The organism is Paenirhodobacter sp. CAU 1674, from assembly GCF_029222945.1.
Classification (GTDB): Bacteria; Pseudomonadota; Alphaproteobacteria; order Rhodobacterales; family Rhodobacteraceae; genus Rhodobacter.
Window position 1 is genome coordinate 194206 of the sequence record NZ_JARHUH010000002.1, and the last position, 11788, is coordinate 205993.

The window sequence follows — 11788 nt, forward strand, 5'->3', positions numbered from 1 at the left end:
GATAACGGGATACTGTTTCTGGAATGGTGACGATTGCTGGGGTGCCCGGGGTCCGATGACGAAAATGCAGAATTCCTTTCTGGACCGGCTGGTGCAGCGGCGCGCGTTGTCGCGTTGGTCGCGCGCGGCACGGCTGGCCGAGAAGCTGGAGCTGGGGGATCTGGATCAGTTGCGTCTGGACGCCCGAGAGATCCGGCGCGAGGTAGACCGCGTGCTGTTCGTGGCCGAAAGCCGTCTGGCAGTGCCGGTGATCGGGGCCGATACCGTGGTGCGCCCGCTGGGCTGTGACTGGGCCTGGCGCCCGGAATTGTGGCGTGGCCCGGTTGTGCCGCAGGGCATGGCGGCGGCGCAGAGCCAGGCGAAGATGGGCGGCGAGGTCACGCTGTTTCACGACTGCCAGACCTCGGAACTGACGCTGCGCCAGATCCGCAACACCCGGGCCGAGGATGGCGCGCCCTTCGGGTTGCGGATGGATGTGTTCCGCTTCGACGGTTCGTTCCTGTCGCTGGTTCTGGACCTGCCCGAGGCGGCGGTGCGGGGGCTGCGGCTGACCCATCTGATTCGGCTCGATCTGCAGGTCGAACTGGAAAAGCCGCTGGAAATCTTTTGCCGGCTGAACGTGAAGCACGGCCCCAACACCGAACAACTGGTCCGCGAATTGCCGCTTTATAAGGGCGAGACATTCGTGGAATTCGATCTGGCCTATAGCAAGATGAACGAAAAGCGGATCGAGAAGGTCTGGGTCGATCTGATCTTCGAAGGGCCGCAGATGAACCAGATCGTGCTGCGCGATCTGACCTTTGCGCGGCATCCGCGCGCCGAGATCTGAGAGGAAGATGATGCTGGAAACGTCGCGAATCCGGGCCGGGCGCTGGGAAGGGATCGTGGTTTCCCCCGAGGAGCCGACGCTGGAAGTGGTGCATCTGGAACAGCCCCTGGCCGGGCTGGAGGTTGCGGCGCAACATCAGGGGAAGTGGCGGCTGAGCTTGCCGATCCCGGCGGAAATCCTGTCCGACGGGGTGCAGACCTTCCTGTTGCGTGACACTGGCACGGGCGAGGTTCTGGGCCGGTTCACCATCGTTACCGGGGTGCCGCTGGAAGATGACATCCGCGCCGAGGTCGACCTGCTGCGCGCCGAACTGGACCTTCTGAAAAAGGCGTTCCGGCGCCATTGCGTCGAAACCGAGGCCAAGGGCGAGGCCTGAGCCGCACCGACGGGGCATTGCCCCGCCGGTTTTGCCGGGGGTGGGGTCAGAGCACCGCGCCCAGCCGGGTGCCCTGATCAATCGCGCGTTTCGCGTCCAACTCGCCCGCAACATCGGCGCCGCCGATCACATGCGGCGTGCGGCCCGCGGCGATCAGCTGATCGGCCAGCCCGCGGTCGGACAGCTGACCCGCACATAGCACCACGGTATCGGCGGCAATCAGCGTCGGGTTTTCCCGCGCGGCCCCGAAGCTGACATGCAGGCCGTCCGCGTCGATGCGTTCGTAATTCACCCCGCCGATCATCTTGACGCCCTTCGCCTGCAGCGCGGCGCGGTGAATCCAGCCGGTGGTCTTGCCCAGCCGACGCCCCGGTTTTTCGGGCTTGCGTTGCAGCAGCGTGACCTGGCGCGCGGGCGGTTCGGGCTGCGGCGCGGCCAGACCGCCCGCCGTCTGCGCCGGATCGCCCACGCCCCATTCGCGCATCCATTCTGCCGGGTGCAGGGTCGGACTGTCGCTGACGGTCAGGAATTCCGACACGTCAAAGCCGATGCCCCCTGCGCCGACCACGGCCACGCGCGGCCCCGCCGTGACGGTGCCGTTCAGGATGTCGATATAGCTGACCGCGCGTTCCTGCCCGGGGATGCCCGGATCGCGGGGGGTGACGCCGGTCGCGATCACCACCTCGTCGAACCCGGCCAGCGCCTCGGGCGTGGCGTCGGTGTTCAGCCGCAGGGTGACGCCCGCGCGCTCCAGCATCGTGGCGAACCAGGTGGTGAGGCCGTGGAATTCCTCTTTCCCGGGCACCTGCCTGGCCAGCCGCAACTGGCCGCCCACCTCGGGCGCGCGGTCGAAAAGGGTCACCGCATGGCCGCGCCCGGCGGCGGTGATCGCGGCGCTCATCCCCGCGGGGCCGGCACCGACCACGGCAATGGTTTTCGGCGTCGTCGTGGGGCGCAGCACAAGTTCGGTTTCAAACGCGGCGCGCGGGTTGACCAGACAGGTCGAGATCTTGCCCGAAAAGGTGTGATCCAGACAGGCCTGGTTGCACGCGATGCAGGGCGCGATTTCGTCGGCGCGGCCCTCGGCGGCCTTGGCCACGAAGTCGGGATCGGCCAGGAAGGGGCGCGCCAGGCTGACCATATCGGCCTGACCGCTGGCCAGAATATCCTCGGCCACCGCAGGCGTGTTGATCCGGTTCGAGGTGATGACCGGAATGCCGACCTCGGGACGCAGCCGGGCGGTCAGCCAGGTGAAGGCCGCGCGCGGCACCGATGTGGCGATGGTCGGCACCCGCGCCTCGTGCCAGCCGATGCCGGTGTTCAGGATCGAGGCGCCCGCCGCCTCGATCGCGCGGGCCAGGGTCACCACCTCGTCCCAGGTCGAGCCATCCGGCACCAGGTCGATCAGCGAAATGCGATAGATCACGATGAAATCGGGGCCGACGGCCTCGCGCACGCGCCGCACCACCTCGACCGGCAGACGCATGCGGTTTTCATAAGCGCCGCCCCAGCGATCCTCGCGCTTGTTGGTGTGGCGCACCAGGAACTGGTTCAGGAAATATCCCTCGGACCCCATCACCTCGACCCCGTCATAGCCCGCTTCGCGGGCACGCACGGCGGCGGTGACGATATCGGCGATCTGCTTTTCGATGCCCTCTTCGTCCAGCGCGCGCGGGGCGAAGGGCGATATCGGCGATTTGACGGCACTGGCCGACACGCAGTCGGGGCCGTAGGCATAGCGCCCGGCATGCAGGATCTGCATCGCGATGCGCCCGCCCGCATCATGCACGCGGTCGGTAATCATCCGGTGATTGGCGATGTCCTGCGCGGTGAACAGGCCCGCAGCCCCCGGAAACACGCCGCCTTCGCGGCTCGGCGCCATGCCGCCGGTGACCATTAGGCCGACGCCGCCGCGCGCGCGGGTGGCATAGAATTCGGCGACACGGTTCCAGTCGCCGGTCTCTTCGAGATTGGTATGCATCGAGCCCATGAGCACGCGGTTTTTCAACACGACATGCCCCAGATCGAGCGGGGCGAGCATATGCGGATAATAGCTCATGGTTTCCTCCCTTGGCTGGCGTCAAGGTGACGCGCGCGGCAGCGCATGTCACGTCAAACGCGGCGTCATGGGGGAAACCGGCAGGCAGCCATTCACGCAACAATCGTTTCCCGACGCAGGCCAACCGTCGCAATTCCCCGGTATTGTCCCCCCGTGGCCCCATTTGCGCCCGATTTGGCCCCGAAAGCTTGGAGACAGAAAGACTGTTATGTTCCCGAAGGGTGTACAATGGACCGCCTTACCGAAATGGAAGCCTTCGCCACCGTTGTGGATCAGGGCGGCTTCACCGATGCTGCAAAGAAGATGGGGATCTCGAAATCCGCCGTTTCCAAACATGTATCGGCGCTGGAGGCCCGTCTTGGCGCGCGTCTTTTGAACCGCACCACGCGCCGGGTGTCCCCGACCGAGATCGGGCTGGCCTATTACGACCGCGCGCGCCGCGTTCTGAACGATGCGGGCGAGGCCGACGCGCTGGTGACATCAATGCAGGTGGCGCCTTCGGGCCTGCTGCGGATTTCCGTGGCCACTGATTTCGGCGTCAACCTGTTGTCGCCCGTGCTGGGGGATTTCCTGCAGGAGTTTCCTGAAATCAATGTCAACATGGTACTGAACAACCGCTATGTCGAATTGATTTCCGAAGGCTTCGACATGGCGATCCGCGTAGGCGATCTGGAAGACAGCACGCTGCGGGCGCGCAAGCTGACCGAAACGTCGCGCCGGATGATCGCCTCGCCGCATTATTTCCAGAAATACGGCCGCCCGCTGAAGATTGACGATCTGAACGAGCACAAGCTGCTGCATTATTCGAACCAGTCGGCAGGCAATGTGTGGAAGATCACCGCGCCGTCCGGCGAACGGCGGCAGGTGCGGTCTGCCGGGTGGCTGACGGTCAACGACGGCCAGTCGCTGCTGCATGCCGCGATCGCCGGGCTTGGCATCGCCTATCTGCCCAGCTTCCTTTATGCCGACGCGATGAAGCAGGGGCTGGTGGAAGAGGCAATCCCCGATCTGCCGATGGAGACGCTGGGGATTTACGCGGTCTATCCGCCCGGGCGGTTCACCCAGCCCAAGGTGCGCGCGTTCATCGACTTCCTGGCCCAGACCTTCGCCGACAAAGGCCCTGACAACTGGTAAGTTTCCCTCTTGGTGGGCCTTTCCGTCGGGCCCGTCAGTCCTGGGTCGAGGTGATAATCACCTCGACCCGTCTGTTTTTTGCGCGGCCTTCGGGCGTCTGGTTGCTGGCGCGTGGCGCCAGCCAGCCGGCGCCTTCGGCGCTGATCTGCGCGGGCGTCACGCCGTAATCGGCAATCAGCCGCGCGCGCACCGCCGCGGCACGTTTCTGCGAAATCGCGATATTGCCCGCCAGACTGCCCTCGGTATCCGTGTGGCCCACCAGGGCAATGCGCATCTCGGGGCGGGTCGACAGGTAATCGGCCAGGGCGCGCAACGATTCGAACTCGGCCGGTTCCAGCTCGACCTTGCCGCTTTCGAAGATCAGATCTTCCAGCACCGCCGCGCCATTGGCCTCCAGCGTCGGGCCGAGCCCCGGGGCAGGGGCGGGCGCCGGCAAGGGGCTGTCGGGCTGCAACGGGTTCGAGGGCTGCGCGGTGGAAATGGCCTGCGCACTCAGCGTGGTCAGATGCACAAACCCCGATTCCGATGAACGGCTGACCGTCAGGGCCAGAAATTCGGCGCCGCGGCTGGCGGCGAGATAGCGGAAATCGCCCAGATCGACATGCATCTCGGGTTCGGGCAGCAGATCCAGCGCATAGCGGAAGTCGAACCCGCCACAGCTGTCGGTTTCGCATTCATAAAGCGGCAGATAGCCCGCCGCGACGATCTGTTCGCGCAGATCCGCCAGGATCTGCAACGTCGTCATCTGATTGGCGCGCAGCCGCCACGCGCTGTCGGCGCGCACGCCTTCCAACTGCCGCCGTTCGCCACCGCCCGCGTGCCAGGGGCCGGTCAGCAGGTCATAGCTGGTGGCGGGGTTGGTGGCATGTGCGCTCAGCCCCGCGCCCTGCGGCAGGGTCAGTTCGGGCGGAGCGGCCAGCGTGGGGGTGGCCAGCGCAAAGATCAGGGCGGCGATTGCGGCGGGCCGCCTCATGCCTGCGGCTCGCGGCGGTAGTGATAGTGACACAGCGGTTGCATCCCCAGCCCCTGATACAGCGTATTGGCCCCGGCATTGGCGCGGGTCACGACCAGTGTCATCTGCGTGGCGCCGTTTTCATGGGCCCAGCGGGCGGCCTCGAACATCATGGCGCGGGCCAGTCCCTTGCGGCGCATTTCGGGCAGCACGGCCAGGGCGTGCAGCATCGCGATGCCGTTGTGAATGCCGACAAAGGCGGCACCCGCGGCGCGGTCTTCCTTGCGGCCAAGGACGCAGCATTTCGGTGCGGGCGCGCGGTCCATCACCGCCTGTCGCGCGGGGCCGACCCCGCAATCGGCCCACAGATCGCGGGCGATGCGCAGCGGCGGCCAATGTGCGAAAGCGGTGACCGGGGGCACCTCGCCCAGCAGTTCGGCGACCGGCGCGGCATAGATCACCACCGGGTCGAACAGTTCGAATCCGCGCGCCTCCAGGTCTGCATCAAGCGCGTCTTCCCCCGGGCGCAGCATGAATTTCGGCTGTTGCCCCAGGATGCGTTGGGCCGCGATGGCGGCGTCGGGGTCGGCTTGTTCCAGCGGCACCTCAAGGCTGGCGCAACTGACGCGCGATCCGCCGCCACGGCCCTCGCGCACAAGAAAGCCGCCCGCTTGACGGGTGCTGGCGGCGGGCCAGGTGGCGTCGATCACCTCGAAGATCGGATCGGTCATTTGCCCTCCGGGAAGGCGGCTTGCAGGGCGGCGTGGCCGGCCGCGACCTGTGCGGGATCGGTGCCGCGCACCACCAGGTTGGTGCCATAGACCCCGTCCTGCACGAAAGGATACGACCCGAAGCTGAGGTCCGGGAACTGCCCGACGAGCCCGCGCAGATCGTCGGCGATCGAGGCCTCGGCAACCATCACCTGCCAGGTGCGGCTGATCAGCGGCGCCCCGCCGGTCAACCCGGGCAACAGCCCCGCGACCATGGCCTGAAATATGTTCGGCACCCCCGCCATCACATGGCAATTCCCGACCGAGAACCCCGGCGCGCCCGACACCGGGTTGTCGATCAGCCGCGCGCCTTCGGGGATGCGGGCCATGCGCAGCCGCGCGGCCGTGAACTCGACCCCGCGCGCCGCGTAATGTGCTGCCAGGATCGCGCGGGCGTCCTCGCGCACGTCGATCGTGCGTCCGAAGGCCTCGGCCACGGCATCGGCGGTGATGTCGTCATGCGTCGGTCCGATCCCGCCCGAGGTGAACAGATGATCGTGACTGCCAGCCAGTTCGCGCACCGCAGCGACGATGGTCTGGTGATCGTCCGAAATCACCCGGATCTGGCGCAGGTCGATGCCGACCTTGACCAGTTCGCCAGCCAGATGATGGGCGTTGCCCTCGCGGGTGCGGCCGGTCAGGATTTCATCGCCGATAATCAGGATTGCTGCGGTCGGATTGGGCATCGGGGGGCCTCCTTTGCGCCAAGGTATAAGCCGGGCTGCGGGCACGGGGAAGCCCGGCTCTGGCCAAGCCGCAGTTTTGTGACTATCTAGAGGCCCATGTTAGCAGGAGAAAGCGCGTGGAAGAGAACCGTGGCCGTGTGACCAAGGATGGCATCCGCATTTACGAGGCCGCCGATTTCGAAGGGATGCAGGCTGCCGGGCATGTGGCCGCACGCATTCTGGACGAGGTTGCGCCGCTGGTCGCGCCGGGTGTGACGACCGAAACGCTGGACGATTTCATCCGCGACCGGGTGACCGAACTCGGGGCGAAATCGGCTACTATCGGCTATCGTGGCTACAAGCATGCTTCGTGCATCTCTGTGAACCATGTGGTCTGCCATGGCATCCCCGGCGGCAAGGTGCTGAAGGATGGCGACATCCTGAACATCGACGTGACGGTCATTCTGGACGGCTGGTATGGCGATACCTCGCGGATGTATGTGGCCGGCAACCTGAGCCGCAAGGCCGAGCGGCTGATCCAGGTCACCCATGACGCGCTGATGATCGGGATCGAGCAGGTCCGCCCGGGCAATACCTTCGGCGACATCGGCCATGCGATCCAGCAATTCGTCGAAGGCCACCGGATGAGCGTCGTGCGCGATTTCTGCGGCCACGGTCTGGGCCGGGTGTTCCATGCGCCGCCGAATGTGCTGCACTATGGGCGCAAGGGCTCGGGCGCGGTGCTGGAGGAAGGCATGTTCTTCACGATCGAACCGATGGTGAACCTGGGGCGGCCCGAAACCAAGGTGCTGGCCGACGACTGGACCGCGGTCACCCGCGACAAGTCGCTGAGCGCACAGTTCGAGCATTCGGTGGGCGTGACCGCCGATGGCTGCGAGATCTTCACGCTGAGCCCGGCCGATCGCTTCCACCCGACCTGGGGCTGAGGCCCGGCGCGCCGGGGGCTGTCTGCCCCCGGACCCCCGAGGATATTTGCGCCAAGATGAAGGGATCAGAGCCCCAGCAGGGCGGGGACCTGATCCATCGTGCCAAACAGCTCGGCCCCTTCGGCGGCTAGGCGCGGGTTGGGGCCGTGCGGGGCATAGCCCAAACAGCGCATGCCCGCGGCGCGGGCTGCCCGCGCGCCCGTCGCGCTGTCTTCGATCACCACGCAGCGGGCGGGATCGGCCCCCAGAACCCGCGCGCAATGCAGGTAAAGGTCCGGGCGCGGCTTCGGGCAGCCCAGATCCTGCCCCGAGAACATCAGCCCGTCGAGCCGCGCGCGAATGGCCGGGTGCTGGCCCAAGGTCGCCTCCATCTTGGCCATGCGCCCGTTGGAGCCGACCGCGAAGGGAATGCCTGCCGCATCCAGCCGCTGCAGCAGTTCAGGGACGCCCGGCATCAGGGGCGTGCCCGCCCGCAGCCGGTCATAGAGCCGCGTGTAATAGGTTTCGACCCAATTGTCGGGCAGGTCGGCCCCAAGCTCGCGGCCGGTGCGGGCCACGCCCTCGATGGTGCCGCCGATGAACAGCGCCTCCAGCTCGGGAATCGTGCGGGTGACGCCATGGGCCGCGAAATCGGACTGGATCAGCGCGAAGGTCGCGGGTTCGCTGTCGACGAGCACCCCGTCGCAATCAAACAGGACGGCGGCGGGTTTCATGCCGGCATCCGTGCCAGGGTGACGAGCGTGTCGCCGTATTTGCGCTGGTCGATCTGTTCCAGGGGCGCGGGCACGGTGGGGGCGGTGTTTTCCTCCCACACGACTGTGGCGCCGGGGGCGACCCAGCCGTTTTGCAGGCACGATGCCAGCGCGCGTTCGCCCAGGCCAAGACCATAGGGCGGGTCCAGGAAGATCAGGTCGTAGCCCGCGCCCCGGCAGGGCCCCATGTTGGTGGCATCGCGGCGCCACACATCGGTCACGCCCATCGCGCGCATCTTCTCGATATTCTGCCGCAACAGCGCGCGGGCCGCCATGCCGTCATCGACAAAGGCCACGCGGGCGGCGCCGCGCGACAGCGCCTCGAGCCCGAGCGCGCCGGTTCCCGCAAACAGGTCGAGCACCCGCGCGCCGGGCACAGGATTGCCATGCGTGCCGTTGATCAGCAGGTTGAAGATGCTTTCGCGCACCCGGTCGGTGGTGGGGCGCAGATGCGCCTGCGCATCACCTTCGCCCACATCGGCCAGTTTCAGCCCGCGCTTGTCGCCGCCGATGATCCTCATGCCATCAGCGCCTTCAGTTCGGTTGCGGGATCGGCGATCTGCGCGGCGGTCACGGGTTTGCCCGCCTCGATCAGCCGCTTGCCGATCATGTAGGCGCGCGGATCGTTCAGCGCATCGACTGCGATCAGCTGGCCCGCGCGGAAATACCAGAAGCTTTGCCCCGCACCGCCGCCTTCGCCCGCCCGCGCGACGACCTGATCGTAGCCGGTGTTCAGCCCGGCGATCTGCAGCTTCATGTCGAACTGATCCGACCAGAACCAGGCTTTCGGCGCATAATCGCGCCCGGCGCCGAGCATGTTGGCGGCCACCAGCTCGCCCATGTCGATGGCATTGCCGACCGATTCGATCCGGGCCGGGCGGCCGTTCAGCGGGAAGGCCGCGCAATCGCCCGCAGCCCAGATCGCCGGGTCACTGGTGCGGCCCTGTGCATCCACCGCGATGCCGTTTTCAACGCGCAGCCCGGCGGCCTGCGCCAGCCCGGCTTCCGGCGTCACACCGATGCCGACAATCGCGAAATCGGCGGGAATGATGCGGCCATCGGCCAGTTCCGCGCCGGTCACGGCAGTATCGCCCAGCAGGCGTGCCAGCCCGACGCCTTCGATGATCTCCACCCCGTGCGTGGTATGCAGGGCACGGATCGCATCGGCGGTTTCGGCGCAGGCGACGCGGCCAAGGATGCGCGGGGCGGCCTCGATCAGGGTGACCTCCAGCCCCAGTTTGCGCGCGACGGCTGCGGCCTCCAGCCCGATATAGCCGCCGCCGATCACGACCAGCCGTCGCCCGGCCACGAATTGCGGCGCCATCGCATCGACATCGGCCAGCGTGCGCACCACATGCACCCCCGGCAGGTGCCCGCCGATAGCCTCGGGCAGCCAGCGCGGCGTCGCCCCGGTGCACAGCGCAAGCTGGTCATAGCCCAGCACCTCGTCGCCAATCCGCACTGTTTTCGCGGCACGGTCGATGGCGGTGACGCGGGTGCCGGTGCGCAGCGTGATGTCCTGCGCAGCCCACCAGTCATCGGCGCGCAGTGTCAGCCGGTCCAGCGGCATATCGCCCAGCAGATAGGCCTTGGACAGCGGCGGGCGCTGATAGGGGGGCACGGGTTCTTCGCCGACAATCGTCACCGCGCCGACATAGCCCAGACTGCGCAGCTTTGCCGCCATCGAGGCCGCCGCCTGACCGCCCCCCACAATTACGATGCCCGCCATCATATCCCCTCTGGTCCAAACTCCGCCCGACCCTATATCGTGCTGCGAACGATGTGCAACGCGACAGGGAGAGCAACATGAGTATTACGGTCGGAGACAAACTTCCCGGCGCCACGCTGCTGCATTTGGGGGCCGAGGGCCCCGAGGCGGTCAGCCTGGGCGACAAACTGGCAGGACGCAAGGTGGTGATCTTTGCGGTGCCGGGGGCCTATACCGGGGTTTGCACCACGGCCCATGTGCCCAGCTTCATCCGCACCAAGCCGAAATTCGATGCCAAGGGCGTGGACGAAATCATCTGTCTGGCGGTCAACGATCCCTTCGTGATGAAGGCCTGGGGCGAGTCGACCGGCGCCGCCGCGGCAGGCATCACCATGCTGGCCGATGCGGAATCGGCCTTTACCACCGCGATTGGCATGGATTTCAGCGCGCCGCCCGCCGGGTTGATCAACCGCTCGGCACGCTATGCGATGCTGGTCGAGGATGGCGTGGTCAAGGTGCTGCACCGCGAGGAAAGCCCCGGCACCTGCGAGGCGTCGGGCGGCGAAAGCCTGCTGGCCGCGATCTGAGGCGACTGGCCGGACGGCAAGGAAACGGGGCGCTTGCACAGGGCGCCCCGTTTTCGTGTCAGTTCGGGCGCTGCGCCGTGCTGGTGCCTTCAGCCGCGCGCGTGGGTTCGTAGATCACGGTTTGCGTCGGGAACGGGATGCCGATGCCCTCGGCGTCGAAGGCGGTCTTGATCGCCTCGTTCAGATCGCATTTCAGCGCCCACCAGTCGGGGCTGTCGGCCCAGACGCGGAACACGAAATTGACCGCGCTGTCACCCAGTTCCTTGACCTTCACGAAGGGCGCGGGCTCGGCCAGGACGCGGGGGTCCTGGTGGGCGATGCGTTCCAGAATTTCGCCCGCGCGTTTCAGATCGCTATCATAGGAAATGCCCACGGTCAGATCGACCATGCGGGTGGGATTGGCCGAGTAATTCTTGATCGCGGACGACCAGATGTCGGAGTTCGGCACGATGATCTGCAGCCCGTCGTAGGTGCGCAACTCGGTATAGAACAGCGAGATTTCCCTGACCGTGCCGGATTCGCTCCCGGCCTCGATGTAGTCGCCCACCCGGAACGGGCGGAACAGGATGATCATCACCCCCGCCGCCAGGCTCGACAATGCGCCCTGCAGCGCCAGACCAATCGCCAGACCCGCCGCCCCGATCAGCGCCACCAGCGACGTTGTCTGGATGCCGAAGCGGTTGAGAATGAAGATGACGCCCATCGCCAGCACAAGGTATTTGGCCAGATTGCCAAGGAACCCGAACAATGTGGGGTCCAGCCGCGGATGGCGTTGCGTCAGCCCCGAAATGCGCCGCCGCAGCCATCCCGACACCGCCAGCGTCACCAGCAGGATCACCAGCGCATAGACCACGTTTGCGGCCAGCAGCACGGCGGCGTTGATCCGTTCCTCCGTCAGCCAGCCATTCAACGTCGCAATTTGCGCAAGATCCATCCGTCTGTCCTTCATCCGTGAGTGAAAATTTTTGAAGTCAACGCGCGAACCGGCATTCGGTTTCCGAATATCCGG

13 protein-coding genes are annotated in these 11788 nt (G+C 66.5%); 5 read left to right on the forward strand and 8 right to left on the reverse strand.

Features of this window, described 5'->3' with window-relative positions; all coding sequences use genetic code 11:
* Positions 1 to 55 precede the first annotated feature (55 nt).
* Positions 56 to 829: a DUF6478 family protein gene (locus P2G62_RS03075; protein ID WP_275733401.1), complete on the forward strand. Its 774-nt coding sequence runs from the start codon at positions 56 to 58 to the stop codon at positions 827 to 829.
* A gap of 7 nt (positions 830 to 836) precedes the next feature.
* A complete protein-coding gene (locus P2G62_RS03080) occupies positions 837 to 1205 on the forward strand; it encodes a hypothetical protein (protein ID WP_275733402.1) in 369 nt (122 codons plus the stop codon).
* A 46-nt stretch (positions 1206 to 1251) separates the two neighbouring features.
* Here P2G62_RS03080 and P2G62_RS03085 read toward each other — a convergent pair whose 3' ends face one another.
* On the reverse strand, positions 1252 to 3264 hold the full coding sequence (locus tag P2G62_RS03085; protein ID WP_275733403.1) for an NADPH-dependent 2,4-dienoyl-CoA reductase: 2013 nt from the start codon (positions 3262 to 3264) through the stop codon (positions 1252 to 1254).
* A gap of 228 nt (positions 3265 to 3492) precedes the next feature.
* On the opposite strand from P2G62_RS03085, the gene P2G62_RS03090 reads away from it, so the two are divergent.
* On the forward strand, positions 3493 to 4398 hold the full coding sequence (locus P2G62_RS03090; protein WP_275733404.1) for a LysR family transcriptional regulator: 906 nt from the start codon (positions 3493 to 3495) through the stop codon (positions 4396 to 4398).
* A 34-nt stretch (positions 4399 to 4432) separates the two neighbouring features.
* Here P2G62_RS03090 and P2G62_RS03095 read toward each other — a convergent pair whose 3' ends face one another.
* From P2G62_RS03095 to P2G62_RS03105, 3 genes are read right to left on the reverse strand one after another with little or no spacing between them, the layout of a single operon-like run.
* Positions 4433 to 5371 (reverse strand): OmpA family protein, encoded by a 939-nt coding sequence (locus tag P2G62_RS03095; protein ID WP_275733405.1) that lies wholly within the window; start codon positions 5369 to 5371, stop codon positions 4433 to 4435.
* The gene (locus P2G62_RS03100) at positions 5368 to 6081 is read right to left on the reverse strand and encodes a GNAT family N-acetyltransferase (protein ID WP_275733406.1); all 714 of its coding nucleotides are present in this window, start codon (positions 6079 to 6081) and stop codon (positions 5368 to 5370) included. Before P2G62_RS03100 ends, P2G62_RS03095 begins: the two co-directional genes overlap by 4 nt.
* Complete coding sequence (locus P2G62_RS03105) at positions 6078 to 6806, reverse strand: competence/damage-inducible protein A (RefSeq protein WP_275733407.1); 729 nt, start codon at positions 6804 to 6806, stop codon at positions 6078 to 6080. Before P2G62_RS03105 ends, P2G62_RS03100 begins: the two co-directional genes overlap by 4 nt.
* Before the next feature lie 116 nt (positions 6807 to 6922).
* On the opposite strand from P2G62_RS03105, the gene map reads away from it, so the two are divergent.
* A complete protein-coding gene (gene map / locus P2G62_RS03110) occupies positions 6923 to 7732 on the forward strand; it encodes a type I methionyl aminopeptidase (protein ID WP_275733408.1) in 810 nt (269 codons plus the stop codon).
* Between the two features lie 65 nt (positions 7733 to 7797).
* Here the strand turns inward: map and P2G62_RS03115 are convergent, their stop codons facing one another.
* The 3 genes from P2G62_RS03115 to P2G62_RS03125 are packed head-to-tail and all read right to left on the reverse strand — an operon-like array spanning position 7798 to position 10213.
* On the reverse strand, positions 7798 to 8445 hold the full coding sequence (locus P2G62_RS03115) for an HAD family phosphatase (protein WP_275733409.1): 648 nt from the start codon (positions 8443 to 8445) through the stop codon (positions 7798 to 7800).
* A complete protein-coding gene (gene rsmD, locus P2G62_RS03120; RefSeq protein WP_275733410.1) occupies positions 8442 to 9005 on the reverse strand; it encodes a 16S rRNA (guanine(966)-N(2))-methyltransferase RsmD in 564 nt (187 codons plus the stop codon). The genes P2G62_RS03115 and rsmD overlap by 4 nt, the downstream gene beginning before the upstream one ends.
* Positions 9002 to 10213, reverse strand: coding sequence for an FAD/NAD(P)-binding oxidoreductase (locus tag P2G62_RS03125; protein WP_275733411.1), 1212 nt, complete (start codon positions 10211 to 10213; stop codon positions 9002 to 9004). The genes rsmD and P2G62_RS03125 overlap by 4 nt, the downstream gene beginning before the upstream one ends.
* Positions 10214 to 10290: 77 nt before the next feature.
* Between P2G62_RS03125 and P2G62_RS03130 the strand changes: the two genes are divergently transcribed.
* On the forward strand, positions 10291 to 10779 hold the full coding sequence (locus P2G62_RS03130; protein ID WP_275733412.1) for a peroxiredoxin: 489 nt from the start codon (positions 10291 to 10293) through the stop codon (positions 10777 to 10779).
* A gap of 58 nt (positions 10780 to 10837) precedes the next feature.
* On the opposite strand, the gene P2G62_RS03135 is transcribed toward P2G62_RS03130, so the two are convergent.
* Positions 10838 to 11713, reverse strand: coding sequence for a mechanosensitive ion channel domain-containing protein (locus tag P2G62_RS03135; protein WP_275733413.1), 876 nt, complete (start codon positions 11711 to 11713; stop codon positions 10838 to 10840).
* Positions 11714 to 11788: the final 75 nt, after the last annotated feature.